This is a genomic window from Propionivibrio sp. (assembly GCF_049316945.1).
In the GTDB taxonomy this organism is placed as follows: Bacteria; Pseudomonadota; Gammaproteobacteria; order Burkholderiales; family Rhodocyclaceae; genus Propionivibrio.
The window spans coordinates 1-25,473 of record NZ_JBMOJE010000077.1 but is presented as its reverse complement, the minus strand read 5'-3'; the positions used below and the strand labels follow the sequence as shown (position 1 = coordinate 25,473).

General features: G+C 58.7%; 26 protein-coding genes. 12 read left to right on the top strand and 14 right to left on the bottom strand.

Annotated elements, in window-relative coordinates; all coding sequences use genetic code 11:
* Positions 1 to 175: 175 nt before the first annotated feature.
* The 7 genes from ACOYNV_RS16815 (at position 176) to ACOYNV_RS16785 (ending at position 5,515) form a co-directional block, all read left to right on the top strand.
* Positions 176 to 523 carry an SH3 domain-containing protein gene (locus tag ACOYNV_RS16815; RefSeq protein WP_422900949.1) on the top strand — a complete coding sequence of 116 codons (348 nt, stop codon included), beginning with the start codon at positions 176 to 178 and terminating at the stop codon, positions 521 to 523.
* Positions 524 to 578: 55 nt separating this feature from the next.
* Positions 579 to 2,699 carry a M13 family metallopeptidase gene (locus tag ACOYNV_RS16810; RefSeq protein WP_422900948.1) on the top strand — a complete coding sequence of 707 codons (2,121 nt, stop codon included), beginning with the start codon at positions 579 to 581 and terminating at the stop codon, positions 2,697 to 2,699.
* A 20-nt stretch (positions 2,700 to 2,719) separates the two neighbouring features.
* A complete protein-coding gene (locus ACOYNV_RS16805; RefSeq protein ID WP_422900947.1) occupies positions 2,720 to 3,283 on the top strand; it encodes a hypothetical protein in 564 nt (187 codons plus the stop codon).
* A 286-nt stretch (positions 3,284 to 3,569) separates the two neighbouring features.
* On the top strand, positions 3,570 to 4,043 hold the full coding sequence (locus ACOYNV_RS16800; protein WP_422900946.1) for a YsaB family lipoprotein: 474 nt from the start codon (positions 3,570 to 3,572) through the stop codon (positions 4,041 to 4,043).
* A 125-nt stretch (positions 4,044 to 4,168) separates the two neighbouring features.
* A complete protein-coding gene (locus ACOYNV_RS16795) occupies positions 4,169 to 4,972 on the top strand; it encodes a lysostaphin resistance A-like protein (protein WP_422900945.1) in 804 nt (267 codons plus the stop codon).
* Between the two features lie 56 nt (positions 4,973 to 5,028).
* The gene (locus ACOYNV_RS16790) at positions 5,029 to 5,238 is read left to right on the top strand and encodes a hypothetical protein (RefSeq protein ID WP_422900944.1); all 210 of its coding nucleotides are present in this window, start codon (positions 5,029 to 5,031) and stop codon (positions 5,236 to 5,238) included.
* A gap of 40 nt (positions 5,239 to 5,278) precedes the next feature.
* Positions 5,279 to 5,515, top strand: a complete 237-nt coding sequence (locus ACOYNV_RS16785; RefSeq protein ID WP_422900943.1) for a GlsB/YeaQ/YmgE family stress response membrane protein — start codon at positions 5,279 to 5,281, stop codon at positions 5,513 to 5,515.
* A 74-nt stretch (positions 5,516 to 5,589) separates the two neighbouring features.
* Here the strand turns inward: ACOYNV_RS16785 and ACOYNV_RS16780 are convergent, their stop codons facing one another.
* From ACOYNV_RS16780 to ACOYNV_RS16750, 7 genes are all read right to left on the bottom strand, one after another.
* Positions 5,590 to 6,528, bottom strand: coding sequence for a patatin-like phospholipase family protein (locus ACOYNV_RS16780; RefSeq protein WP_422900942.1), 939 nt, complete (start codon positions 6,526 to 6,528; stop codon positions 5,590 to 5,592).
* A gap of 2 nt (positions 6,529 to 6,530) precedes the next feature.
* Positions 6,531 to 8,366, bottom strand: coding sequence for a hypothetical protein (locus ACOYNV_RS16775; RefSeq protein WP_422900941.1), 1,836 nt, complete (start codon positions 8,364 to 8,366; stop codon positions 6,531 to 6,533).
* Positions 8,367 to 8,381: 15 nt separating this feature from the next.
* Positions 8,382 to 9,977 (bottom strand): phospholipase D family protein, encoded by a 1,596-nt coding sequence (locus ACOYNV_RS16770; protein WP_422900940.1) that lies wholly within the window; start codon positions 9,975 to 9,977, stop codon positions 8,382 to 8,384.
* A 148-nt stretch (positions 9,978 to 10,125) separates the two neighbouring features.
* Positions 10,126 to 10,440 carry a BON domain-containing protein gene (locus tag ACOYNV_RS16765; RefSeq protein WP_422900939.1) on the bottom strand — a complete coding sequence of 105 codons (315 nt, stop codon included), beginning with the start codon at positions 10,438 to 10,440 and terminating at the stop codon, positions 10,126 to 10,128.
* A 467-nt stretch (positions 10,441 to 10,907) separates the two neighbouring features.
* Positions 10,908 to 11,672, bottom strand: coding sequence for an N-acetylmuramoyl-L-alanine amidase (locus tag ACOYNV_RS16760; RefSeq protein WP_422900938.1), 765 nt, complete (start codon positions 11,670 to 11,672; stop codon positions 10,908 to 10,910).
* A 129-nt stretch (positions 11,673 to 11,801) separates the two neighbouring features.
* Positions 11,802 to 12,554 carry a Mut7-C RNAse domain-containing protein gene (locus tag ACOYNV_RS16755; protein ID WP_422900937.1) on the bottom strand — a complete coding sequence of 251 codons (753 nt, stop codon included), beginning with the start codon at positions 12,552 to 12,554 and terminating at the stop codon, positions 11,802 to 11,804.
* 67 nt (positions 12,555 to 12,621) lie between these two features.
* A complete protein-coding gene (locus tag ACOYNV_RS16750; protein ID WP_422900936.1) occupies positions 12,622 to 13,071 on the bottom strand; it encodes a CBS domain-containing protein in 450 nt (149 codons plus the stop codon).
* Positions 13,072 to 13,434: 363 nt separating this feature from the next.
* Between ACOYNV_RS16750 and ACOYNV_RS16745 the strand changes: the two genes are divergently transcribed.
* The gene (locus ACOYNV_RS16745; protein ID WP_422900935.1) at positions 13,435 to 14,541 is read left to right on the top strand and encodes a poly(3-hydroxybutyrate) depolymerase; all 1,107 of its coding nucleotides are present in this window, start codon (positions 13,435 to 13,437) and stop codon (positions 14,539 to 14,541) included.
* Positions 14,542 to 14,791: 250 nt separating this feature from the next.
* On the opposite strand, the gene ACOYNV_RS16740 is transcribed toward ACOYNV_RS16745, so the two are convergent.
* Positions 14,792 to 15,577, bottom strand: a complete 786-nt coding sequence (locus tag ACOYNV_RS16740; RefSeq protein ID WP_422900934.1) for a DODA-type extradiol aromatic ring-opening family dioxygenase — start codon at positions 15,575 to 15,577, stop codon at positions 14,792 to 14,794.
* Between the two features lie 238 nt (positions 15,578 to 15,815).
* Complete coding sequence (gene gstA, locus ACOYNV_RS16735; RefSeq protein ID WP_422900933.1) at positions 15,816 to 16,427, bottom strand: glutathione transferase GstA; 612 nt, start codon at positions 16,425 to 16,427, stop codon at positions 15,816 to 15,818.
* A gap of 253 nt (positions 16,428 to 16,680) precedes the next feature.
* Here gstA and ACOYNV_RS16730 point away from each other — a divergent pair, with 253 nt between their 5' ends.
* The 3 genes from ACOYNV_RS16730 (at position 16,681) to ACOYNV_RS16720 (ending at position 19,055) form a co-directional block, all read left to right on the top strand.
* Positions 16,681 to 17,586, top strand: a complete 906-nt coding sequence (locus ACOYNV_RS16730) for a LysR family transcriptional regulator (protein WP_422900932.1) — start codon at positions 16,681 to 16,683, stop codon at positions 17,584 to 17,586.
* An 89-nt stretch (positions 17,587 to 17,675) separates the two neighbouring features.
* On the top strand, positions 17,676 to 18,062 hold the full coding sequence (locus tag ACOYNV_RS16725) for a hypothetical protein (protein WP_422900931.1): 387 nt from the start codon (positions 17,676 to 17,678) through the stop codon (positions 18,060 to 18,062).
* A gap of 237 nt (positions 18,063 to 18,299) precedes the next feature.
* Positions 18,300 to 19,055 (top strand): class I SAM-dependent methyltransferase, encoded by a 756-nt coding sequence (locus tag ACOYNV_RS16720; RefSeq protein WP_422900950.1) that lies wholly within the window; start codon positions 18,300 to 18,302, stop codon positions 19,053 to 19,055.
* Positions 19,056 to 19,356: 301 nt separating this feature from the next.
* On the opposite strand, the gene ACOYNV_RS16715 is transcribed toward ACOYNV_RS16720, so the two are convergent.
* The 3 genes from ACOYNV_RS16715 to ACOYNV_RS16705 form a co-directional block, all read right to left on the bottom strand.
* Entirely contained in the window at positions 19,357 to 19,893 is a 537-nt protein-coding gene (locus tag ACOYNV_RS16715) for a DUF2058 domain-containing protein (protein WP_422900930.1), read from the bottom strand.
* Between the two features lie 55 nt (positions 19,894 to 19,948).
* On the bottom strand, positions 19,949 to 21,511 hold the full coding sequence (locus tag ACOYNV_RS16710; protein WP_422900929.1) for a SulP family inorganic anion transporter: 1,563 nt from the start codon (positions 21,509 to 21,511) through the stop codon (positions 19,949 to 19,951).
* Between the two features lie 382 nt (positions 21,512 to 21,893).
* A complete protein-coding gene (locus ACOYNV_RS16705; protein WP_422900928.1) occupies positions 21,894 to 23,165 on the bottom strand; it encodes a hypothetical protein in 1,272 nt (423 codons plus the stop codon).
* 495 nt (positions 23,166 to 23,660) lie between these two features.
* On the opposite strand from ACOYNV_RS16705, the gene ACOYNV_RS16700 reads away from it, so the two are divergent.
* Entirely contained in the window at positions 23,661 to 23,897 is a 237-nt protein-coding gene (locus ACOYNV_RS16700) for a helix-turn-helix transcriptional regulator (protein ID WP_422900927.1), read from the top strand.
* Between the two features lie 159 nt (positions 23,898 to 24,056).
* Here the strand turns inward: ACOYNV_RS16700 and ACOYNV_RS16695 are convergent, their stop codons facing one another.
* Positions 24,057 to 24,377 carry a hypothetical protein gene (locus tag ACOYNV_RS16695; protein WP_422900926.1) on the bottom strand — a complete coding sequence of 107 codons (321 nt, stop codon included), beginning with the start codon at positions 24,375 to 24,377 and terminating at the stop codon, positions 24,057 to 24,059.
* 777 nt (positions 24,378 to 25,154) lie between these two features.
* Positions 25,155 to 25,473, bottom strand: a 319-nt coding sequence (locus ACOYNV_RS16690; RefSeq protein WP_422900925.1) for a type II toxin-antitoxin system RelE/ParE family toxin, incomplete at its 5' end; no start/stop codon positions are given.

Below are 25,473 nucleotides of genomic sequence, written 5' to 3'. Positions count from 1 at the left end.
CACTGGCACTTTCAAGTTGCCGAATTCATGGTAGTTTCACGGCGCCGCGCACAAAAAGCTCTATCTGAAACCCGAAGACCGTCTGACCCTCTGGTGAAGCCGCTGTCAACAAGCGGCTTGAATCCACTTTTTACACGAACCAGATTTCTGCAAACCTGTCACGGAGAATTCCATCATGAATTACAAAGTTTTTTTTGCCTGTACTGCCCTCGCATTGGCCGGCTGTGCTTCCGAGGGAAACAGCCAGGCTGGCAACGATGACCGTGGTCACAATTCAAGCGGCCACCGCAGTGGCGGCGCATTCGGCGCCGGCCAGATCGTGACGATTAGCGGAGCAGCCAGCGATGCCGTCGATGCGCTTGTGCTTCTCGATGGGCCTGGCCGTGGCGGTGTTGTGGGGCGTGTTGGCAACGGCCGCTTGATGACTGTCGATAACTGCGAAGGAAACTGGTGCCACGTCCGTACCACCACGGGACAAGGCACAGCCGGCTGGATCGAGACGCGCCACCTGCGCGCCCGTTAAGCCACTCTGCAAATTCCATCTTCTGGTTCCAGAAGCCTTCCCCAAAGGAAACCTCATGTCCAAGTTCCTTCCCCGCCATACCCTGATTGTTGCGGCCATCGCGATGCTCGGGCTTCCTGCCTACGCCGGTAAGTACGCCGTCAAGCCGTCAGCGGCCAATGCCGAAACGTCAGATGCGATCGATGCGCAAGCCCTGAATTTCGGTTTCCCGCTTGGCTTCTCCCCCGAGAAAATGGACACGACAGCCGACCCGGGCAAGGATTTTCGGCGCTATGCAGCGGGACGCTGGCTTGATGCGGCGAAGATTCCGTCCGATTCGCTGAACATATCCAGTATCGCCATCCAGAACAAAGTGGTCGAGTTACAGTTGCAGGCCATGTTTGACGAAGCTTCGCGCGCCAGCCTGTCCGCGCCAAAGGGCACGCCATTGCAGCAAGTCGGCGACTTCTACGCGGCAGGCCTGGATGAGAAACGCCTTACCGAACTGGGCGTGAAGCCACTCCAGCCCGAGTTCGACCGTATTGCCGCCATCAAGGACAAAAAGTCGCTGACCGAAGCCCTGGCCAGGCTCAGTCTTCTAACCAACGACGCCTTGCTGCTCGGCCTACAGGTAAGCACCGATCCATTAGACCGGACACGCAACATAGTCGTGGTAGGAGACGGCGATCTGCCGATGGGTCTCGACAACTATTTGCAACCGGGCAATCGGCCAATACGCGATGCCCAGCTCAAGCTGATCACCGACTCACTGGTGATCGCTGGCAGCACGCCGGAAGCCGCCGCTGCCGTCGCTGCCAGGGTGCTGGCCATGGATACCCGGGTGGCAGCCAAGAAGCTGACCCCGTTGGAAATGCGCGACCCGGCCAAGCTCTTTGTGCGCATGAGTTATGCCGACCTGAAGAAGATGTTATCGAATATCGATGTCGATCTGCTTTTCAGCACCCTCGGCCTGCCGACGGGTAGCGAGGTCGTCGTCGTTCACGCCAATGCCGTGCGCGAGCGCAACGCCATGCTGAAGGAACTGCCGTTGGCCGACACCAAGGCCTACCTCGAATGGGAGTTGCTGCGCCGCTCAATCCCCTTCCTGACGCCAGAATTCCTCGGACCGTCCAAGGCTTTTTCCGAAGCCATGTATGGCAAGATCGACTTCCCGCCACGTAAGCGCATGGTCGCGACCGCCTTGCCAGGCAAGTTGGGCCACCCTATTGGCCAGGTCTATGTCGCAAAACATTTCACGCCTGAAACCAAGCGGGACGCGGAAGAACTGGTGCAACGGATACGCGCTGAATTCCGCGAGCGCATCGAAAAGAATACCTGGCTGGAGCCGAAGACGCGTGCCGCTGCGCTTCAGAAACTCGACGCTGCCAAGATTACTGTCGGTCATCCGCAAGACTGGATCGACTACTCGGGCGTCGATATCCGCCGCGATGACTATCTTGGCAACGCCATACGCAGCAACGAGTTCAGCGCCCGCCGGAACCTTGCCAAACTCGGCAAGCCAGTCGTCCCGGACGGCTTCAATGAACCTTCCGCCACCCTGCCTACCGTCGTCAACGCCGCCTACAGTCCGGGGCGCAACGGCATCGAAATCACCGCCGCTTTCCTGCAGGTGCCGTTCTTCGACGCGAAAGCCGACCCGGCGAGCAACTATTGCGCGCTGGGGGCAGTGATTGGCCACGAAATCACCCATGGCTTCGATTCCCAGGGGCGTCTCTACAACGAAAAGGGCAATCTGAGCAACTGGTGGACCGATGTCGATAGCCAGCGCTTTATCGCCGAGACCAACAAACTCGTCGGCCAGGCTGATTCCGTCGAGGTACTACCTGGCTTGCACATCAACGGGAAACTCGCCGTCGGTGAAAATCTTGCCGATGTCGGCGGCGTTTCGCTAGGCCATTCTGCACTGAAGAAGTATCTGAAAGAGCACCCTGAGAAGAACAAGCGCATCGACGGCCTCTCGCAGGATCAACGCTGCTTCCTGACCTGGGCGCAGGTCTGGGCCGACAAGTCCAACGAAGGCTGGCTCAAGCAAATTCTCCCGACCGACCCGCATCCGCCCGGCGCCTACCGCATGCTTGCACCGTCACAGCACGAGGCAACGTTCTACGACGCATTTAGCATCCGCAAGGGTGATCCGATGTGGCTCGATGAATCCCTGCGCGTGCGCATCTGGTAACAGTTGATAAGGAGCCAGGTATGAAAAAAAAGAACATCGTCAATCTGCTTGCGGGCACAGCGCTCGTCATGGGTGCCGGCCTTGCCAGCGCGGCGCCTTTTGACAAAAAGGAAGAGCTGCAGGGCATTTCGTTCCATGTCACGAGTCCTAACAAGGCGGCGGGGAATACCGTGCGCATCGTTCCGGCCGGGTTGCAGGCCGACAACTCGCCAATCGAGATGGATATTACGGGTCTCGTCACCGGAGCCGAAGTGGCGGACATCAATGTCGATCGTTCGCCGGAAATCTATATCTACGTGCTGGAACCGGGAGCGGAGAAGCGCATGTCCCTCGTTGCGTTCAGCGCCAACAAGAAGAAGTCGTTGAGCGCGATCTACCTGCCGACCTTGAGCGAATCCAGGGGGGCCGACAAAGGCTATTGCGGCAATGACGACATGGCAGCGGTGGAAGGCACTTTCATGCGCCGTTTCCCGATCTGCGGCAAAGACCAACAGCCAACCGGGAAGACGCGGCAGCTCCAGTACAAGCTAAAGCCGGGTGAGGCTGGCTGGCAACTGAAGCTCGACAAGAAGATGGAGTTCTGAGAGCCTGTGAAAAATTTATTTCAGCCTAATCTCACCACTCGTCACCCCGGCGAAGGCCGGGGTCCAGTTCGTCTATCTGATTGATTTCATGAATATCAGAGGTACGCACTGGATTCCGGCCTTCGCCGGAATGAGCGCGAAGCCTGGCCTCGGGCCACGGTTTTGGATGCTTGTGCCAATTAATTCACAGCCTCTGAGCATACCGGGCCGACTGACGCTCGCTTGCTCGTCGGCCTGGCAATCGAATGAATCAACTTCACCACCCACAACAGAAAAGGAAACAAGCATGAAAATTACAGCCACCCTGATTGCACTTGCTATTGTCTCCACACCCGTCCTGGCCGAAAAGGTCACGCCGGGCAACATGCCGGCCTATTGTCGCGGCCAGGCGGCCAGTGACTTCAATACCAAGCCGGTTTACATCAAGACCGGCAAGCTGGTCAAGGCAAAGGATGGAAGCTACTCCATCGCCGGCACCTATGATGGTAAAGACCCGTTCACCTGCACCTATGCCAAGAACGGTGAATTCATCGCAATGACGCGCGGTGAAGCGAAGCCGTCCGGAAAGCCGAAAATCTCCGGCCCGTCTGCCAAGGCCATTGAAGCCTGCGACATGTTCATGAAGGGCGAGAAGGGCCACGTCGAGGGGTTTAACGATCTGGGCAAAGGCGTGTTCAGCGTCAATCTCAAGTACAAGTCGGGCTACAAGCGGTGCGAAGTCACCAACGAGCCGCGCGTAGACAAGTTCGAAGACCTCTAAGGTGGTTCGCAGAACGTCGCCCGGTCGTCAGGTCAGACCGGCATTGCGGGCGATGTTTCTGCTCGTCCTTGACCTCGATGCGCCTTCAGGAAACCGGTGCATCTCGCCAAGTTGAGTAACGGAATATGAACGAACCCAACGTAGCTATTGCCCCCCCTCCAGCGTGGCGATTCTCTCCAAGCGTTGCGATTGGCACCTTATGCCTGATCACTTACATCGCCGTCTTCTATGGAATCGCACAGGCGAGCGGGATTGACTACGGCGAGTGGTTTGCCAACGCCAACAATGCAATTCACTCGGCGCTGATCCCGCTTGTCGCAGGCAGCCTTCTCCTGATTACGTTCCTGGTTCTGTCACGCTGGAACGTAGTATGGCGAGATCCGGTTCGTCTGCCCACCAATCGGCTGCACGCCACATTGATGTACTTGTTCGTCGGAACCATCTTGTTGCGTCTGGTGTTCATCAAATGGGGCGAGGTTCCTGCCGACTTGCTGCTGGTCGTTATCGCCGTCGGTATCGGGGTCGGATTCGCCGAGGAGATGGCGCTACGCGGCGTGTTTCTGCGTGGAGTTCGAACAAACGGCCGCAGCGAAGGAAGGGCTGTGCTGTGGACGACCATCGCTTTCGGATTGCTGCACATACCGAATATCTTTCTTGGTACCGGTCTGATCGGAATCGCACAGCTACTACTCGCTGCACTGACCGGCTTCGTGCTCTACCTGTTTCGGCGGCGGTTCGCATGGATTGTTCCGGCAATGATCGCCCACGGAATATGGGACATCTCGGTGTTTCTCAGCAAAGACTACCTTTCCCCGGCGATAAACACATTAACGATTGCCCTCACTGCCGTCATTCAGTTGCTGGCACTCATCGCGCTTGTTCAGTTCGTACGAAGCGAGCGCGAACCGGCATTTTCGATGATCCAATAAGTAGCAGTAGCGCAAGATTCATCTTCCTGACGACTTTCAACCAACGGAGCACACTGATGAAAATATCCCACTTGTTAATCGCCCTGCCGCTTGTTTTCGCAATAGCCGCTTGCGAACAAAAGCCGCTTTCCACCTCCGAACAAATCAAGGACAAAGTGAATGACACCCTTGATCGCCGCCCCAACGAGAAGTTGAAGGACGCTGCCGAGGACATTCGTGACGGTGCCAAGGCTGCCGCCAAGGATCTCAAGGAAGCCGCGAAGTAAGCCCTTTCGCGGCAGGCCGCCGCTCAAACCGGAGAAAAAAATGGATCTCATCGTTACGCTTATCGTCGGCCTGATTGTCGGCGTCATCGCAAAATTTCTCATGCCCGGCCGCGATCCGGGTGGGCTGATCATCACCAGTCTTCTTGGCATTGCCGGCTCCTTTGTCGGCAATTTCGCTGCCCGAGGGCTAGGCATGAGTGGGCCAGTGGGCTGGATCGGCTCCATCATTGGCGCAATGCTGATCCTGTTCGTTTTCCGGTTGGTGAAGAAGAGCTAATCCTGGAATATTGCGGTCGACGGCCAAAACACGCCGATATTGCCGGATGACGCAACGGCAGCCGATTCCCCGGATCACTCCGGACTGGCTTGCCAGGCCGCGATCTTCGCCTTGAGTGCCGGGATCGCGGCAACTGCGGCCACGTAGCCAGCCATGATGGCTTCATCACGCTGGGCGAAGCTGACCGGGTTATCCGGCTCGAATGCCGGCCGGATCAGAATGTCGGCCTCGGCTATCTCGGCATCGCTGAGCAGGCAGCTTTGCAGCCGGAAGGTCTTGAGCAGCGTGTCGAGTGCATTGCCGCGTGGTGCAGGGTGCTTGCCGCAATAGATGTCGATGGCGATGACCACGTCCGCCCCCATGGCCCTGGTGAAACGGACCGGGACGATGGTCAGCACGCCGCCATCGACATAGGTGCGGCCATTGGATTGCACCGGTATCACCATGCCCGGCACCGTTGCCGATGCCTGGACCGCCTCGCCCGGGTCGCCGTCGATGACCAGCAGTGCCTTGCCCGCGCCGAGGTCGGAAACCGCGATACCCAGCGGCACCGGCAGTTCGCGCATGGTCCGGTTGCCGGTCACGGCACGGATCCAGGCCGCGTAGGCTTGGCCGTTGATGACGCCCTCGCGACTGACGACGAGATCGAGCAACTCGTAGCGGCTTGCCGATTTGGCCAGTGACTCGATTTCGCCAGCGCTCAAGCCGCTGGCGTAGAGGGTGGCGGCAAGTGCGCCAACCGAAGTGCCGGCAACCACCTGAGCACGAATTCCAGCCTCTTCAAAGGCGCGCAAGATGCCAAGGTGCACGAAGCCGCGCACACCGCCGCCGCCAAAGGCAATTCCGATATGCGGGGCTTGATGGTTGCCCTGCCGTTCAACGACCGGGATGATCTCTTCGAGCGGCAGGGCCTTGAGGCCATCGTAGCGGTTGGTTCTGGCGCAGCCGGCGGTCTGGCCCAATACCATTGCCGCCAATGCGATGACGGTAACTTCACGCAGGGTGGAACCCAAGCTCAATCCATTCCCACGCTGGCTTCGATCAGGAAGAAGCGGTCGCTACTGCGCTGGGTTTCATTGCGATGGGTTTTGCGCTCGTCGTTGGTCAGGTCGAAGTCGATCTTGGCACCCTGCACTGCGCGACAGGTCATGTAGGCCTTGGCTTCCGGCGAGTTCAGGTCGTCAAGGTGCTCGTTGAGCAGGAACACCAGCGCCGCCTTGCGCCGGAACAGATCGGTGCTCGCCTTGAAGTCGGCCGGCTGCTCCGCGATCAGGCCCTTGGCGCAAGCGACGAAATCCTGGCCGGCGCACCATTTCGGCAGCTTCAACTCATGCAATCGATGCGCCTTGCGGCCGAGATCCTGATCGACCTGCAACAGTGTCTGCAACAGTTCATCCTGATAGGTCAGCGCGTGCTTGTACAGCGGCGCCTCGCAGCTCTGGCAAACCGGCTCCAGCCAGGAAACCAGCCACTCCAGCAGGGTGCCGCGGGAATCACGTTGTAATTTGACCAGCGCCATGTCCTCCTGCTTTATCCGGGCAACCGGTACCCCTGATTTCTGGCAGGTCTGGGCATCCCAGGCTTCCAACAAATCAGCATCCGTTGTCGTCGGCTTGACGCCTTTCGGCATCAACTCGCCGCGCACCTGGATGCGCTTTGCCGTCTCGTCGTAGGCAAAGCTGATCCGTCGATAGGCTAGCGGCCAGTCCGACAGCGAACTGACGTTCAACTCCAGTAGCGGCTGGTTGGCCAGCGCCCGATGGGCAGCCCAGAAGCCGGTATGGGTGTGCGCCGACAGATAGACCAGTGGGTGCGCAACGCGGGACATCAGGTTGCGCAAGCGCCCCCGCGACGTCAGGCTGATCGAACGCCAGTTGTGATGGCCGGCGAAAATCACAATGTCGCCATGCTCAACCGCCTCGTCCACCCATTTGCCCACGGCCGCGATCTGGTCGCTGTGAACGTGCCCGAGATCACCGGGGCTATGGCCCGTCAAGGTATCCCAGACATCAACCAGCAGTCCTGCCTGGTTCGTATCCAGTCCGATGATGATCGTGTCGCGCGTGGCGCCCGGCGCGCGTGGCAGTTTGAGGCGCTGCGCAATGTATGAATCCGCGTAAATCTTGCCGTCCAGCAGTTCCGCTTCGATGCCGGACAGGAAAGCCTCGGGATCGGGGCTGCGCCAACTAACCGAATGCCTGCCCGTAGGGGGCGGCGCTACCAGGCCCGGCTTTTCCGGCCGGCCCTTGCTGTGCTCGGAAATATAGAGGGCGATGAACTCGCGTTTCGAGAAAGCCTCGTTTTCCGACTTGTGCTTGGTATCGAGCTCACCTGCGCCACGCCGGCAAGCCTTGTTCCAGCGGCTAACTTCAGGGGCTGGCTTGTCCAGTGCCTCCCGGTCAAGCAGGCCGTAGGCATAGATGCCGAACATCAGGCCATCATGGTTGCCGGGCAGGATCGCTCCCACGTGTGGCGCGGCACGAAAGATCCTGGTCATCCGTTCCGCTTCGATCCGGCAAGAGAGATCCATGACATCGCCAAGATGGATGAAGGGTTCGTCCGGATGGCTGTGTAAAGCCCATTCCATCAGGCGGCGTCCGAACAGCGCCTGTTCCGGCGGGCGCTGGGCCACCTCGACATAGGCGTCTACGGCACTGTCATTGTCGTGCAAGGGAAAGCCTGTCGATAGATGCTCCTGCGTATCGCCGAGGGCAATGATCGGCGTCGTCAGGGGCACGTAGCGTCCGCCGGGCTCGGCATCCGGCGCCGGCAAGGGCGTCACGCCGGCACAACCGGCGAGCAACGCCGCAACCAGCAAGCAGACGAGAAAGGCATTGAAGGCAGGTTTCATGATGCAGGCATTCGCTCAGTAAAGGTCAACCGGGAAGAACTTGAAGATGACATTCTCGACACGCTGCAAGAAACTGCGAGCCGGCTGACGGCTCAATTCCCCGGCACGGCTTCGCCAGCGAAGTTCACCTTCATCGGTGCGAATAACCTGCCAACTGTTGGCCCCGTCCATATCGCGCAGCATGCGTTCGGCCAGCTTTTCGGCCAGCGGCGGGCTGTCGACAATGACACCCATCTCGGAATTGAGGATCTCGGAGCGCGGATCGAGGTTCATCGAGCCAATGAAGCTGCGCTGGCGATCAATGACCATGGCCTTGGTGTGCAGACCGACGAATTCGCCGCGCAAGGGGGGGATTTCCGCCAGTTCCCCGCGCATCTCTGCATCCGAACGCAGTTCGTAGAGCTGCGCCCCGGTCGCCAGGATGGGCTCGCGCCATTTCTCGTAGTGGCTATTCACTGCCGGCACATCATGCGAGGCCAGCGAGTTGGTCAGGATACGCACCTTGACGCCGCGCTCGCCCAGGTCGTGCAGGTCGGTCATGAAGTTCGCATCCGGGATGATGTAGGCGTTGGTGATAAGGAGTTCGATCTTTGCCGAGCGCATCAGGGCACGAATGGCATCGGGCATGTGATTTTGGGTTTCGGCGCTGCGCGACGGGGAATCCGTATGTACCTCGCTGCGCCCGGCAGCCAGCAGCCCGGGCAATCCGGCGATCTGCGCCGCCCAGTCGGTACGGCCTGCTTCGATGGCTTGCAGGCTGGGATTCGCCATCATGCTCCGGATGGCGGCGGCGCTGAACTCGTCTTCCGGAGGGACCTCACCCTCCGCCGCCAGCTTGGGAATGGCCCGCACCCATTCACTGTTCCAGTAGCGGTCGAAGACCTGGCTGGCCTGCCGGGCTACCGGGCCAATACCGAGCACGTCGAGATCATGGAAATTGAATTCAGGATTGAGGCCGAAGTATTCATCGCCCAGATTGCGCCCGCCGATGATCGCCGCCCGGTTATCCACGATCATCTGCTTGTTGTGCATGCGCCGGTTCAGCCGCTTGAAGTCGCTCGCCATGCCGACAACCCGCCCGAAAAGTGAACGATCTTCCCATGGGTTGAAGACGCGGATCTGGATGTTCGGGTGGCGATCGATCCGGTAAAGCAGGCTGTCGCGCATCTCGACATGGGTCATGTCGTGCAGCATCGTGCTCAGGTCGTCGAACAGGATGCGTACCTTGACGCCGCGATCAGCCGCCTTGATGACGCGGTCCATCATCAGCCGGCCCAGCGTGTCGCCAAACCAGACGTAATACTGCAAGTCGATGCTGTGTCTTGCCGAATCAATCAGCGTCAGGCGCCAGAGCAAGGCGCGGTCGCTGCGCTCAAGGAGATTGAAGCCGGAATAATCGGTGCCGTTTTTGGCTCGCAGTTCCTGCTCTACCGAGACGAATGGGCCTTCGGCATGAGGCGCTGCCGCATAATCCGGTGCCGGCTTCACCCAGGGCGGAGCCGAGGCACAGCCCGTCAGCAGCAGAACCAGCAAAAGGCTCAGCAGCCAAGGTGCCCGGATTAAGGAAAGCCAAGGCACCCAGGACACCGATTTCCGGGTACGGATCAACACGTTAAGCAATCCCTGGAAAAGGCATGCCGCCTGACGCCATCCCAAGGGTGCTGATCCGCACCCCGACGCATCCTATGAAGGGCTCGCTCCGCGAGCCACTGACCGATCCAGGGTCAGCAAGTGGCTGGCGAAAAAACATCGTTTTTTGTTACTTTATACGCATATCGTTCTTGACGGATTTCACTCCGCCGACGCCGCGTGCCACCTCGACCGCCTTGTTCGCTGAGGCCTGTGAGCTCACGAAACCACTGAGTTGAACCACGCCCTTGAAGGTCTCGACGTTGATTTCGGCTGACTTGAGATTCGGTTCATTGAGGATGGCTGCCTTCACTTTGGTGGTAATGACGCTGTCGTCGACATACTCGCCGGTTCCCTCTTGCTTGGAAGTGGATGCACAACCCACGGCGGTAACCAGCATGACGGCCAAGAAAATTGCAGAAAGATACTTGTTTATTTTTTTCATGATTGACCCTTTAAATGTAGTTGATAAGGACTTCTCGACGCCTGCTTTGCTGTCGACAAACTCATTTATGACAGGTTCCATTTGTTGAAGAACTGTCGTTCAGGAGGATTTTGGGCTTAGCGGCAGGTAAGGGCCGCGAAGCTGACTTAGTTGGCCCAGAGCGCCACCGGCAGCTCAGTCGACCAAGAGGCACTCAATCGAAATGCCTGAGAGGCAGCTTTCTGTTCAGTAAGCTGCCAGAGGGCACTTATGTGTCATCAGTCGTTTTGGGTCGTTTGCCGTCAGTGGCGTATCGATTCCATAGGCATGGTTGCTGGCGCATTGCAGCTATTCCCAACCACTGCACCCAACTCGATCGAAGCAATCTGCCCCTGGATTTCAACCATGCTCGAATTTTGTGACGGTCAATATTCTTGGCTGAATTTAGGGATTTCCAACCTCGGAATGCAAATAGCCAGCCCCTTTCGTCACTCTTGCCCGGCGGCCTTCTTCTGCAACAGGCAATAGGCCAGCGCATTTTCCTCGACTTCCGGGAGTGCGAACGTGGCGTTTTCCCCGTTGCGCATGAAGTGTCGCTGGAAAGCCCGCCGTGAAGCCTCCGGCGCGCTTGGGTCGTAGCCAAGCGCAGTGAGCGCGATGGACAGGTCGAACCCGCTAGCTGCAGTGGGGTAGGGCGGCTCGCACCACAGGCCGAAACCCTGCTCGGCGAGGCGTTTCCAGGGGAACAACGTGCTCGGGTCGTCCTTGCGCGAGGGCGCGACGTCGGCGTGACCGATGTAGTTGGCTACGGGAATGCTGTAGCGTTGGCGGATGTCGTCCAGCAGAATCAGCAGGGCCTGGATCTGCGCTTCGGCAAACGGCTCGCTGCCGTTGTTGTCGAGTTCGATGCCCAGCGAGGCCGAGTTGATGTCGGTGTGGCCGCCCCACCAGGATTTTCCGGCATGCCAGGCACGCGAATTTTCGTCGACCAGTTGCAGGACGGTGCCGTCGCGACCGATCACGTAATGCGCGCTGACCTTGCGCTCCGGCGTGGTCAGCGTGCGCACGGCGCGGGCCATGGCGTCGCTGCCGGTGTGGTGAATGACCACCAGATTCGGGCGGCGCGCGTCGAAATTGGGCGAGGGAACCCATTGGGACGGCGCCCCGGTGCGCGGCGGCACCGGCGCACAGGCGGTGAGCAGCACAAGCATGGCACCGGCGAAAATGGGGAAACACAGGGGGCGGAGTTTCACGGAAACGATGTTGGCTCGGAGAATTTGAAATGGCTGATATGGGCGAAGCGGCATTGTCGCCGCAAATGAGTCAGCCACACAATTCGGGTTGGCCATGCTTGCCGGTTCGCGGCGGCCGGGCTCAGTTCGCTATGCACTCCCGACGGGTTGCACCGAGGCGTCCACCAGTTCACGCATCCGCTCCCAGTGCGTCCCCGGCCAGAAGATGCGCTGGCAGAGATGGCAGGTGGTAAAGCGCGTGTGGTTTGTCCGAACGGAGGGCGGCAGTCGTTCGAGCACATCCTCTTTGGCGATGCTGTGCAAGGGGGCATTGCACTGCAGGCAAAGGGTGAAGGGCTGCATGCTGCGTGCCAGATCGAGGCGCTGCATGATTTCGCTGAGCTGCTGTGCCGGTTTGATGGCATGAACGTAGCAGCCATGGGTGACGGCACGGTGCTTGAGCAGATCGCGGTCGCGCGTCAGCACGATGCGCCCTTGCTGACCGGCGATTTGCGCAATCTCTCGGTCCTGATAGTCGTTGCGGTAAAGGGTGTCGAATCCGGCCATGCGCAGCAGGCGGGCCAGCCCGCCCAGATGGGCGTCGGCGATGAATCGGGTGACGCGCAACGGCCGTTCGCGCACGCGCATCAAGGGCGTGATGTCGAAAGCCTCGAAGCGCGGGTAGATGCTGACGCGGTCACCGTCCTTGAGCAGATGGTCGAGACCGACTGACTCGCCGTTGACCAGAATCAACTCGACTTCGGTGTGCGGCACGCCGAGCGCCTCGATCATGTGTTTCGTCGTCGCGGCTCGCGCGCAAGGCGCCGAGAACTCCTGCCGACGCCATTCGGGCGGCAGGAAATCGTTCAACTCTTCATAGAAGCGGAAAGTCGCTGTTACCATCGCTTTTCATCAGGGGCTTGCCGCCAATCCCGATGGCTAATCACCCCGCAGCGTTACCCGTCTCGGCCTATTTTCGTTTCTTGAATTCGGTCATCTGCTCGTGGACGATCAGTCGGGAAAGCTCGTTCATTTCCTCTGCCAGGATGGAGATCAGATCGTCAATGGTGACAATGCCCTGCAGGCCGCCGTTTTCGTCGACCACCGGCAGGCGTCGAACGCCATGCTCGCGCATCAGATGCATGGTTTCAAAGACACCTTCCGTCTCGCGCAAGCTGTACAGCGGTTCGATCACCGCCTCGCCAACCAGGACAATTTCGGGATCGAGGTGCGCGGCCATTACTTCCACCACCAGGTCGCGATCGGTGATGACCCCGACCGGCCGGTTCACCCCGTCGTCGGAGTCGACGATAACCAGCGCTCCGACATGGTGTTGCCGCATCAGGCGAGACGCTTCAAGAATGCTGCAGTTGGCCTCGGCAACAATGACCTCACGATTGCAGATTTCACCGATAGACATTCAACCTCCAGTAAAGTCGATCCAGAAGCCAAGTATGTCGCGCGGCTGGCCTGTTCAAAATACCGGCAAGGCAGTATTTGGAACGTATGAAATCCGGTATTTTTCGACATCAGCGTATCAGGTTAAAATCGAAAAATTGCTTGACTGGAAATGGCAGTGAGAATTCACCAGGCAAGGCTGCAAGGCGCGTCAATAGGCGATTTACGGCCTGCATGGCGTGGAGACCGCATGAATACGCCATTTCATGGCAGGCAGGCTGGAGAAGCCCGTATTCATTGGCTTGCAGTCAGTGACTCTAAACGAATGCTGGTTTGCGAAAATTCCGGACCCAAGCGGTTTTCGTTTTTTAAATGGAGCGCAAGCATGTCCCATTCGGTTCGCCACCTGATACGCCTGTTCCTGCTGCTGGCCTGCTACAGTGCCACCTTGGCTGCCGCCCAGGCCGGTAAGCCGGAACCACTCCCGCCGCTGAATATCGACATTCGCGAAACCTCGGTTTCCGGCCTCTCTTCCGGGGCCTTCATGTCGGTGCAGTTCCAGGTGGCCTATTCGTCGATCGTCAAGGGCGCGGGCATCATCGCCGGCGGCCCGTATTACTGCAGCCAGGGTGGCGCCTTGCGGGCGACCACGCAGTGTTCTTGCACCCTCGATCCTATCCATTATCTGTGTGGCGTTTCGCGCAGCAGTACCGATGTGCCGGAGCTGGTCAGCCATACCCGGGAGTTTGCCGCCAAAGGGCTGATTGACGACCCCGTCAACCTGGCCCGCCAGCGCGTTTTCATCCTCGCGGGCGACAAGGACCAGACGGTGCCGACGCCGATCGCCGAGCAACTGTCCGACTACTACCTGCGGCTGGCCGTGCCGGCGGTAAACATTTCCCCTGTACGCCTGAGCAACGCCGCGCACACCATGCCGACCGTCGATTACGGCAAGGACTGCGGCGTCTCCGAATCGCCCTACATGGGCAAGTGCGGGTACGACGCCGCGAAGGAGGTTCTGAGCTGGATCTATGGGCCGCTCAAGACGCCACCGCCGGGCAAGCCCGCTGGCCGCTTCATGCAGTTCGACCAGAAACCCTATCTGCCGAAGAACCGTTTCTCGTGGTCCACCGGTATCGACAGCAGCGGCTGGGCCTACATCCCCGAGTCCTGCGCCAAGGGCGAAGCCTGCCGCCTGCATGTCGCCCTGCATGGTTGCCGGCAGGGGCAAAATTATCTTCCACTGTGGCCCCTGCAACGCGGTGAGCTGTATTACGGCACCACCTTCGTGCGTAATGCCGGCTACGACCGCTGGGCCGAGAGCAATAACATCGTCGTCCTCTACCCGCAGGCCGTTTCCATCCCCGGCAAGAATCCCAACGGCTGCTGGGACTGGTGGGGCTACACCGACGAAAACTTCGCCAACAACAAGGGCGTCCAGCTTTCGGCGATTCGCGCCATGGTTGGCCAGCTGACTTCTGGCCGACGATGAACCCTAGGTCCAGGGTAAATTTCTTCTACCGCTAACTCATTGATTTACCGTCATTCCGGGCTTGACCCGGAATCCAGATTCATCCATCTGATCAAGATGTTAAACGACCAGCTTGATAAACGAACTGGCTCTGCATTCCCTTCGGTCAGATTCCGGGTCAAGTCCGGAATGACGGTGGATGGTTAGAACAAATTTACCGTGCCCTGGGTCAGTCGCTCCTGGAGGAACGCGATATGTGGACGTGGCTTAGCTATTTTGCCTGGATGAACCGGTAATTGTCTGCGGCCAGCGCGTCGGCCACCCAGCCGCCCCCGAGCCATTCGCTCGTGTGCTTCGGCCCTGCCGCGCCAAGCGCGACGAACAGTGGCAGGAAGTGCTCGACGGTCGGGTGCGCGAAAGCGGCGTGGGGCGCCGCATGTTGCCAGTCGAGCAGGGTTTCGCTGTCGCCGGTCATCAGGTGCGTGTGTACCCAGTCGCGGAAGGCGCGTGTTTCTTCGGCGCGTGGTTTGCCGCGCAGGTATTCCCCGAGATTGTGGGTCAGGTGCCCGGAGGCGATGATCAGGATGTTTTCATCGGCCAGCGGCGCCAGTGCGGCACCGAGGGCGAAATGGTGCCGCGCGCAACTGTCAGGCTGAACGGAGAGTTGCACTACCGGAACATCGGCCGCCGGGAACAACTTGCGCAGTGGCACCCAGGCGCCGTGATCGAGACCGCGGCTGGCGTCGATACCGGTTGCAATGCCGGCGCTGGTCAGTTGTTTCTTGAGGCGTTGCGCCAGCGCCGGTGCGCCGGGCGCCGGATAGCGCAGTTCATAAAGCGCGTCGGGAAAGCCGCCAAAGTCGTGAATCGTCTCCGGCTGTGCGCTGCCGCCAAGAATGGGCAAGCGTGTATTCCAGTGCGCCGAGATCATGAGAATCGCGGCTGGTTTGCTTAGCTGTGCGGAAATCCCCGACCAGACCTGCGTCAGTTCGTCACCCCCCAGCGCCGTCATCGGCGAGCCATGCGAGAGAAAGAGAATCGGTTGTTTTGCGTTCATCCTGAAAACCTCAGTCTATCCACGAAAATCACGAAAGACACGAACAAAATCAATAGCTTGAAATATTTTCTCTATTCACTCACTTTGAGTAGCGATCATCAGCCTTTTTATTTCCTTGATTCTTTTCGTGCTTTTGGTGTTTTTCGTGGACGATTTGCTTTTTTATAGGTTCATGTGAAATGCCAGTTGTCTGGAGGCGACCGTCGTTGCCGCCCCCGGCGGAAAATCTGCGGATGAATCAGCTTTTCGCGGCTTCTGCCGCCAGTGCGTCGCGTACGCTAGGGCGGTTGCTCACGCGCTCCTGGAAGGCAGCGAGTGCCGGCCACTGCTTGATGTCGATGCCGACCCACTGGCCCCAGCCAAGGACGGTGAACAGGTAGCCATCGGCTACGGTGAAGCGCTCACCCAGCAGATAGTCATGCGTTGCCAGATGGTCGGCAACATAGCCCAGGCGATTGGCCAGGTTACTCAGGGCCATGGTCTTGTATTCGTCCGGGGTGGCCGGGTTGAAGAGCGGGCTAAAACCTTTGTGCAGTTCCGAATTGATGAACCCCAGCCATTCCTGCAACTGGTAACGCTGCAGTGTCCCAGGCTTGGGTGCAAGGCCGGATTCGGGCTTCAGATCGGCGATGTATTGAACAATGGCCGGGCCTTCGGTCAGGCGAACGCCGTTGTCGAGTTCAAGAACGGGAACGTAGCCTTTGGGGTTGATTGCCAGGAAATCGCCGCCATCGGCAACGAGGTTCTTTTTCCTGATATCGACGCGAACCAGCTCGACGTCGATACCGGCTTCGCGCAGGGCGATATGGGGCGAGAACGAGCAGGTTCCGGGGGCGAAGTAAAGTTTCATTTTGCAGCTCCTTTTGCGTGAAAGTCGCGCCAGCGACTCTCGAATCTCCCCTCGCCCTCTGGGAGAGGGGTCGGGGGTGAGGGGAACGGGCAGGGCTTTCACATTAATTGGGGTGCCTATCAAAGCCATGACCGTTAGGTGGTTTGTATGACGCGAGCCAGTGATCCCGCGTTGAGTGGCACTTTAGGCGTCCCGAAGAAAAGAATAAACAGCCCTATAATTGATTCTGTGTTGCATAAATCGGGATAATCAATTGGACAGATTTGAAGCCATGCGTGTTTTCTGCTCGGTGATCGAGGCCGGTGGCTTTGCCGCCGCCGCAGATCAGATCGGCATCTCCACTTCCGCCGTGTCACGCCATGTGGCGCAACTGGAGGCTCATCTCAACGTGCGCCTGCTCAACCGCACCACGCGGCGGATGAGCCCGACCGACGCCGGTTTTGCCTACTTTGAGCGCTGTACGCAATTGCTTGCCGATCTGGATGAGACCGAAGCCAGCGTCGCTGGCGAAGCGCGCCATCCACGCGGCCGCCTGCGGCTGACGGCCCCGATTGCGCTCTCGGTACTGCGCCTGGCGCCGGCCTTTGCCGCGTTTTCTCAAGCCTATCCTGAGATCACTCTCGATATCGTGCTCTCCGATAGCGTCGCCGATTTCACCGAAGAGGGCCTCGATCTGGCCATCCGGGTCGGGCGCGTGGGCAGTGAAAATGTCGTGGCCCGCCGTATCGGCGAAACCGCGCTGCTGATCGCCGCCGCGCCGGCTTACCTGGAACGGGCGGGAACGCCGCTGACGCCGGATGACCTGACACGGCATGCGTGTTTCACCTACGCTTTTTCGGCGACCGGTAACAACTGGGAACTCGAAGACAGTCATGGCGACCCGCTCAGTGTGCGCATCTCTGGTTCGATCAAGGCCAACAACGGCATGCTGCTCGCCGAGATGGCAGCGGCCGGCAGTGGCATCGTGTATGCCCCGTGTTTCATCCTGCTGCCGTTGATCGAGCGCGGCCAGTTGGTGCGCCTGCTGCCGGACTGGGGAGCCAAGCGCTTGCCGATCCATGTTGTCTATCCGACGCGCCGGCATCTGTCGGCCAAGGTTCAGGCGATGATGAGTTTTCTCACCGACTGGTTTGAAAAACAGCCGACCGAAACGATCTGATCTTCGCCGGCAAAAGCCGATCACGCAGACAGCGGCCCTATAGCCCGGTAAACTGGCGCTCGAACGCACAACATCTACAGGAAAATAATATGGAAGACAGCACCGAGAAAATGACCGAAACACAGCGCATCAGCCAATTCATCATCGACGCGATGCGGCTATCGACCGACCCGGTTACTGCCGCCAGCGCCGAAATCGTACCTTCCCTCAAGATCGGGCAGGCCGATCAGGCGATTCATCTGGCGCGATGCATCGCCGCCTTCACGACCGATGACACACTGGCCAATGACATGATCGAATTCGTTGGCGAATCACCAAAATTCCTCATCGGCAAGGTCATGGCCGTGAACTTCCCGCCTGAACAATGTACTGGCGAGTTTGCCGAACTCGAAAAACGGATCTGGAAGAGCCTCTATGCCGGACGCCGCGAACGTTCGCGAGTGCAGGAAACGCTTACCCGGCGCGGCGCGATCTAATCGCATTGACTGAGAGCCTGTGAAAAATTCATTTCAGCCTAATCTCCACTCGTCACCCCGGCGAAGGCCGGGGTCCAGTTCGTCTATCTGATTGATTTCATGAATATCAGATGTACGCACTGGATTCCGGCCTTCGCCGGAATGACGGTTTTGGATGCTTGTGCCAATTAATTCACAGCCTCTGACCCCGCTGGGCACTTTCCGATGAGCGATGCAGCGCCGAAAATCACAGTCCGTATGGAATCGCTCGAACCCGAGTTTGCCCAAGCCGCCACCGCATGGGCAGAGCGTTTGCATTTGCCCTTGGCTGGTGAGGCAGAGTTTGCCTTGCAGTTGGGTAGTAAAGGACTCCAGTTCGTCGAACTCGGACCACAGGCACCGGGGCCGATCCGGGTGGACTTTGTCGAAGGGGTGGTAGCGCACCGGCGGTTATTTGGTGGCGGCAACGGGCAGATGATCGCCAAGGCGGTCGGCATACAGCCAGGGATTCGTCCGCTGCTGGTGGATGCCACTGCCGGGCTGGGGCGCGATGCTTTCGTGCTGGCCAGGCTTGGTTGTGCAGTGACCATGATCGAACGCCAGCCGCTGATTGCCGCCCTGCTTGAAGACGGCTTGCGGCGGGCGCTGGCGGATGACGAGGTGGGGCCGATAGTGGCCCGGATGCGTCTGCTCTGCGGTGACGCCATCGAATTGATGGGTCATTGGGACGGCGAAGCGCCACAGGTCGTTTACCTCGATCCGATGTTCCCGCACCGTGACAAGAGTCCGCTGGTGAAAAAGGAAATGCGCCTGTTTCGTCCGCTGGCCGGTGACGACGACGACGCGCCGGCCTTGCTGGCCGCCGCACTGGCGCTGGCCACGCACCGGGTGGTTGTCAAACGACCGCGCAAGGCGCTGGCCATTGCCGGCGAGAAACCCGGTTATGCGCTGGAAGGCAACTCCAGCCGCTTTGATGTCTATCCGAAAAAATCGCTGAAAGCGAAGATCGAGTAGTCGTCAGGCAATTACGCTACCTCGCTGACGCAAACGGTGATCATTCCGCAAAGAGGCATTGTTTGCTGAGAGCCTGTGAAAAATTCATTTCAGCCTAATCTCCTCGCTCGTCACCCCGGCGAAGGCCGGGGTCCAGTTCGTCTATCTGATTGTTTTCATGAATATCAGAGGTTCGCACTGGCTCTGCATTTCCTTCGGTCAGATTCCGGCCTTCGCCGGAATGACGGTCTTAGTGGGTGTGCCAATTAATTCACAGCCTCTGAGGCCGCACTGCCCGGTCCGCTTCAGGCAGGCACCCGAGCTACCACATCAAGTCGTCCGGGATCTGGAAGGCGGCATACGGATCGTCCGCATCAATCTCGGTGCTGGTCTTGTTCACCCGCACGACGAGCGAGGCATCGCGCTCGGCGATCTTGTCGGCGATAATTCTGGGCACCAATTCGGTGGCGCCGCCCTGACAGACGATCACCAGGCGCCCGGCCATCAAATGCGCCTGGACCGCGGCCGAAACATACAGCCGTTCGATCTTCTTGTCGTGGGTGAAATTGTAGGCGATGTCTCCAGCGCCCTTGCTCTGGCGATTCTTCTGCACCATCTGGGCGATTTGCGCCACGATCGCCTTTTGGGTGGCGGCCGCATCGCGCTGGGCATTCAGTTCGCGGGCCCGCTCGGCATTCTTGCGTTGCGTTTCGAGTGCGGCCAGGCGCACTTCATCGACAGTCTGCGTGCCGGTCCGGCGCTCGACCTTTTTCTGCTTGTTCTTGTCCTGGTTGGCCACTTTGGCCTTGTTCTTGTCGACCAGACCGACTTTCAAAAACTGCTCCTGCAAGGAAGCCATAGGTGCTACTCCGAAAATAGGGGCCGCTGGCCCATCATGAATTCGCTGCCACGAATCACGCCGTTGGCTTCTGCGCTCCCGTCCGGCGCTGATGGTAGCGCATCGACAACTCTTCCCATTCGATGACCAGGCTGCCACCGCTGGCCTCGTGCTGCTTTTCCCAGTTGGTGAGCAGATCGAGGCAGGCGTGGTCGATATAGTCCAGATCCTCGAAATGGATGTGCAATTCAGCCCCCGGCCGCACACTCTCCAGTTCGGCGGCGAGCAAGGGCAGGCGAATCAGCGTCGCCGAGCCCTTCAGATAGAGGTTCAGGCGATTGCTGATGAAATCTTCATCCCAGCGGATTTCGAGATGGGAGAACACGTACAGCAGTTTGAGCAGCGACAGCAACAAACCAAACAGCACGCCCTTGAGCAGATCGGTGGAGACGATGACGATGATCGTGGAGAAGTAGATTGCTGCCTCGGTCTTGCCGAATTGCAGCAGTTTCGGAACGATCTTCGGATAGGCCAGCTTGTAGCCGGTAAATACCAGCAACCCGGCCAGGCTGGCCACCGGAATGTAGGCCAGCGTGAACGGCAGCACTGCCGCGAACACAAGCAGCCAGACGCCGTGCAGGATGGCCGAGCTGCGCGTTTGTCCGCCAGCATCGACGTTGGCGCTCGAACGCACGATCACGCCGGTCAGCGGCAACACGCCGAGCAGACCGCAGAGGGTGTTGCCGGCGCCTTGCGCGACGAGTTCCTTGTCGTATCTGGTGCGCGGTCCCTGGTGCATCTGATCGACCGCGCTGGCGCACAGCAGCGTTTCGGCGCTGGCGATGAAGGCCACTGAAGCGGCGGCGATCAGCACCCCGCTGTCGAATATGTTTTTGAGATTTTCCAGTGTCGGATACTGGATGACCGACCAGATGTTGTTGATGTCGTCCGGGTTCTTGAGCAAATCCGGGATGTACTTGATCTTCAGATGCATGAAGGCCGCCGTAGCGACGGCGATGACGATGGCCACCAGCGGTGCTGGCAGCACCTTGAGTTTCTTCGGCGCGAAACTCGTCCACAGGGCGATCACGGCAATGGTCAGCGCACCGATGCCGAAGGCCTGCAATGGCGTACCGCCAGCAGAAAAAGCCTGCGACAGGGCGCCGGGAATGCCGAGCAGGTTATCGACGCCCTTGCCGATCGGATTGCCGTCGAGCATCACATGAAACTGCGAGGTGAAAATCAGCACTCCGATGCCGGCCAGCATGCCGTGAATGACCGCTGGCGAAACCGCGCGGAACCACTGCCCCAGCTTCAGCAGGCCGGCCGCCAGTTGCATCAGCCCGGCCAGCAGCACGATCACGCCCATCATCGGCAGGCCGTATTGCTGCACGATCTGCCACACCAGCACGGTCAGGCCGGCGGCCGGGCCGCTCACCTGCAATGGCGAACCGGCCAGCAAGCCGACGACGATGCCGCCGACGATTCCGGTAATCAGCCCGGCGGTGGGCGGCACCCCGGAGGCGATGGAAATCCCCATGCAAAGTGGCAAGGCCACCAGAAAGACAACCACCGAAGCCATCGCGTCCTTGCCGAAATTGCCGCGGTAATAGTCGAATGTCGATGCTGTCTGTGCCATCTTCCGGTCTTTCGCTGAGTTGGTTTGTTGGATTTTTCTTGCCTGCACACTCCGTAAAATCCGGAGCCGGTGCAGTTTAGCGGAATCGGCCCAGCGAAGAAACCTCCCGCATCCAACTCACGGTAAATTTGTTCTACCGCTAACCCATTAATTTACCGTCATTCCGGGCTTGACCCGGAATCCAGATTCGTCCATCTGATCAAGATGTTAAACGACCAGTTTGATAAACGAACTGGCTCTGTACCCCAAGGGTATTTCCTACGGGGCACATTCCCTTCGGTCTGATTTCGGGTCAAGCCCGGGATGAAGACGGATGGTTAGAACAAATTTACCCTGTCCAACTGGCGCGTAAAGCGAAGGTTCGTGGCTCAGGTTTCCCGGGCTACTGAAGTGCCCCAGGCGCCAGAGAATTGCTCGGGTTAATTGAGCGGCTACCGGCGGGGAAAGTAAACTCTGCCGTCGGCAACAGATCCACGCCCCGCGCCTGGCCAGGAATCCGGACCGATCCACGCAGCGGAGAACCGCTGTTCAGGCGCAGCGCCAGCCCGCCGAGATAAAGCAGATCGCGGCGCTGGGCCAACTGGTTGCCCTCGAATCTGCCCTGAGCTGGCGCAAACAGGTCGCCATAGCCAACCGTCAGGTTGTTGATCACCCAGGTCTCGATGCTGCCGGGAAATTTCTCCGTCCACACCTTAAGAAAAGTTCCGGCATGAAAGTCGTTGAGCAGGGTGTTATGGGCCAGGAAGAGTGCATTGTCCGGCCAGCGTGGCCCTTCGGCCCCATAGGAAACCAGCACCGGATTGTCCGTTCCGGCACTTTGTCCGATCACATTGCCGATCACATAGGCAATACCCCCGTTGGGAAATTCCAGTTCGTAGGATGCGCGCCCTTCCTCCCCATCGACCAGCAGGTTGTAACGTACATCGTTCTCGCGGGCGCGCGATTTGACCAGGTGCCCGAGATAGCCCTGCTCGAAGCGGCTTCCCGAAAGCACGAAGCGCCCGATGGCGCCGACATAGAGCAGATGGTGCAGTTGTCCCTCATGGCGCGGTGCCGAGCCAAATACGCTATCGCTAACCTCCAGCGTCATTTCAGGGCTGTTGGCGGTAAGCATACCCATCTCGTTGTCGAAAAAAGCGCAACGATGAACGACGAGATGGCCACCCTCGAAACGGATACCGGCGCCATTGCCGGAAGGTACGCGCGACCCACGGAACTCGATGTTCTCTATCCGCACCTTGCCACCCCGGACCACCCAGATCGCCTTGCCTTCGGCACTCTTCCCATCGGCGATCATCACCGGCCGTGTTCCTGCGCCGCGAATCACCAGGTTGTCTTGCGTCCACACTGCCGGCTGCCCGCGATAATCGCCGGGCCGGATTTCGATGATCTCCCCATCCCGGGCGCGCTTTGCCGCTTCGCTGATCGTGGTGATCTTTTCCTGGCTGCCGACCAGCATCGTTGCCGGCTTTACCGCACCATCGGATAGGGATCTGAGCGCCTCCTGGCTATCCAGAACCATCAACTTGCCATCCGCGCCGCGCCGGATTTCACCCTTGTAAGCCGGTGAGGTCGGAAGGTTTTCCGGTGTCTGGGCCAGAATGCTGAACGGGGTGGCAAGCAGAACAACGAGCAGGAGGAAGGTTCGAAGCACGGCGATTCCTTTCAATCAGCGGAGAAACCGCTGCACACAGGTCATGACCAGCCGTCAGCGTGAAAGGTTTCAAACGTTGCGGCTGTCGGCGCAACCCTGGCTCTCTCGCTATTGGCGGCCAGGCCTGCTACAAGGCATTTCTGAGCGATTAGCGGTCACTGGCCGGCAAGGCAATCAGGACGGGCATCCTGGAACATCATGGCGTGGGAGGCAATGTTCATGCGGGTCTCAGGCCATGCGCGTTGTAGATCGCCATTTGACGGGCGTTGCGAGGCGGCTCGTCATCCGCATTGCAGGGTGTGCAAATTTCAATTTGCGCACGCCGTCCTCCGGCAGTCCCCGCGCACACCATTTCACGACCGATACTCGTGCGCAAATGAGATTTGCACACCCTACAACTGCTGATCGCCACCAGCGACGATACCTGATACCTGTTTCGCCTCCGCCACCCCGGTCGTCGGCAAGCCAAACCTCGCGCTCCTGCGCCTGTCGGCCATGCACCACCTCGCCCTCGGCATCCTCAGCCGCCAGGAGCACCTCTACGGCCTGACCCACGCCGAAGCCGAACTGACTGTCCTTCTGGCTCAAGGTGAAAACCTGGCAGCCATCGCCTCAGCCCGCGGTGTAAAGCTCGATACGGTGCGGACGAAGTTACGAACGGTGTTCAAGAAGACCGGGACCCACTGGCTGGGGGAACTGGCTTGTTTGGCGGGGATGTTGGGCAACGGGTAGGGCGCTGCTGCGAATGCCTCAAATGGGGGATGCGGGGATCGGGAAAAGTACTTACTCCGGGAATCAGTGGATTGGCCGCATATTCGTGGTCTGACCCCGATTTGGTTTGACCCCTATTGATTCGATGGGCGAGTGCGGAGGCCTTGGCACATAACCGCCTTACATCGGCCTCTTATCCTTGGCGGCATCATTATAACTACGAATTTCAAAGTATTTTTTCGATGACTCCCGCTGAGCCGTTACGAAAACTTCCTTCTTTTCCTTCCCTTCTTCATTTTTCTTTTTGGCCCTTTCAATTCTAACAAGTAGCAGATAAAAACTCTCACTGAGAAACAAGATGAGGCCAAGGACAATAAGCGCTATCAGCATCTTAATAAAGCTGAGCGTGAAGATCGAAAAAATTGCGGCCCCTGCTAACCCCAACCGGATAAGCAATAAAAAAAAGGAATTGCTGTTACTCCGATTAACTTGCATATTCATGTTATAAAATCTCTCATTTTTTCGTAACCTGCCACCAAGCAGTCATCGAGAAAGGCTATTAGCGCCCAGCCCTCGAAATTGGGGTTTAGGGAGAAATGGAAAACCCCGTTAAGCATCCGGGCAGTTGCATGGCGCGAGACCCGCCTGGTTGCAGTGAGATGAGGATCAACCGGGCATGACACGGTGATGTCCCTTGTACGGCAGGTGCATCAACTCAATAAGCCGCTGCCCGGCGCAGGAAGCACCGGCGCGTAGTACGAGCACGTAGCCGGGTGATCGACGGCCCGATACTCCAAGCCTGCGCTACAGGCAAGTTGAGTTTTGTCATTCGGGACAACGCATGCTTCCACGCAATCGCTACAGAAAACTTTGGTTTTATCCATAACCAAATAATACTTGGAAACGGGTACTGGATACCAGTTAACAACAGGGGACACCGGTTTTTATGGCCGAAGAAACTGAAAACCTTGGTCTGTCACCTATTGTCAGTCTTTCTTGTCCCTGTATTGTCCTTCTCTGCAGAGCCAATGAATACGGCACTCTTCAGGCACATGTAGCGCAGATTGCCTATTCATGAGGCCTGCAGGGTAATGGCCTTGGTGTGAGGAGCGAGTAATTTTAGGGGCAGAAAATGGTTTTGCCTACGAAAACAGAAACCGTGTTCTGACCCCGGATTTCAGCGTCTGCATCCGTCTTCGCGCAGAAAATTCACCAGCGATTTCCAGAACCAGTCGATGGAGTCTGGCCCCATCGCTTACGTGACAGAAAATGACGTGCTCAGTGAAAATCCTGCTCGCGTTGATGGCGTATTGCCAGAATCAGTGCCATATTGGCGCCCTCGTCGTAGCTGTAAAGCGCCAGATACCCGGATTGGCCGCGGGAAATGGCCAGTTCGCGCAAACCCTGTGGCAAAGGCCGGCCCATGCGCGGATGCCGTTCCACAACCGACAGGGCATCGAGAATCAAGTCGATGGTTTGAACAGCGCCTTCAGAATAAGCCTCCAGCAGAAAATCCGTCAGGCGCTCCAAGTCATTGGCAGCCTTGTTATCTCGCGCCCCTATGGAGCCATTTGAATCGCGGCTTAATGGAGCCACC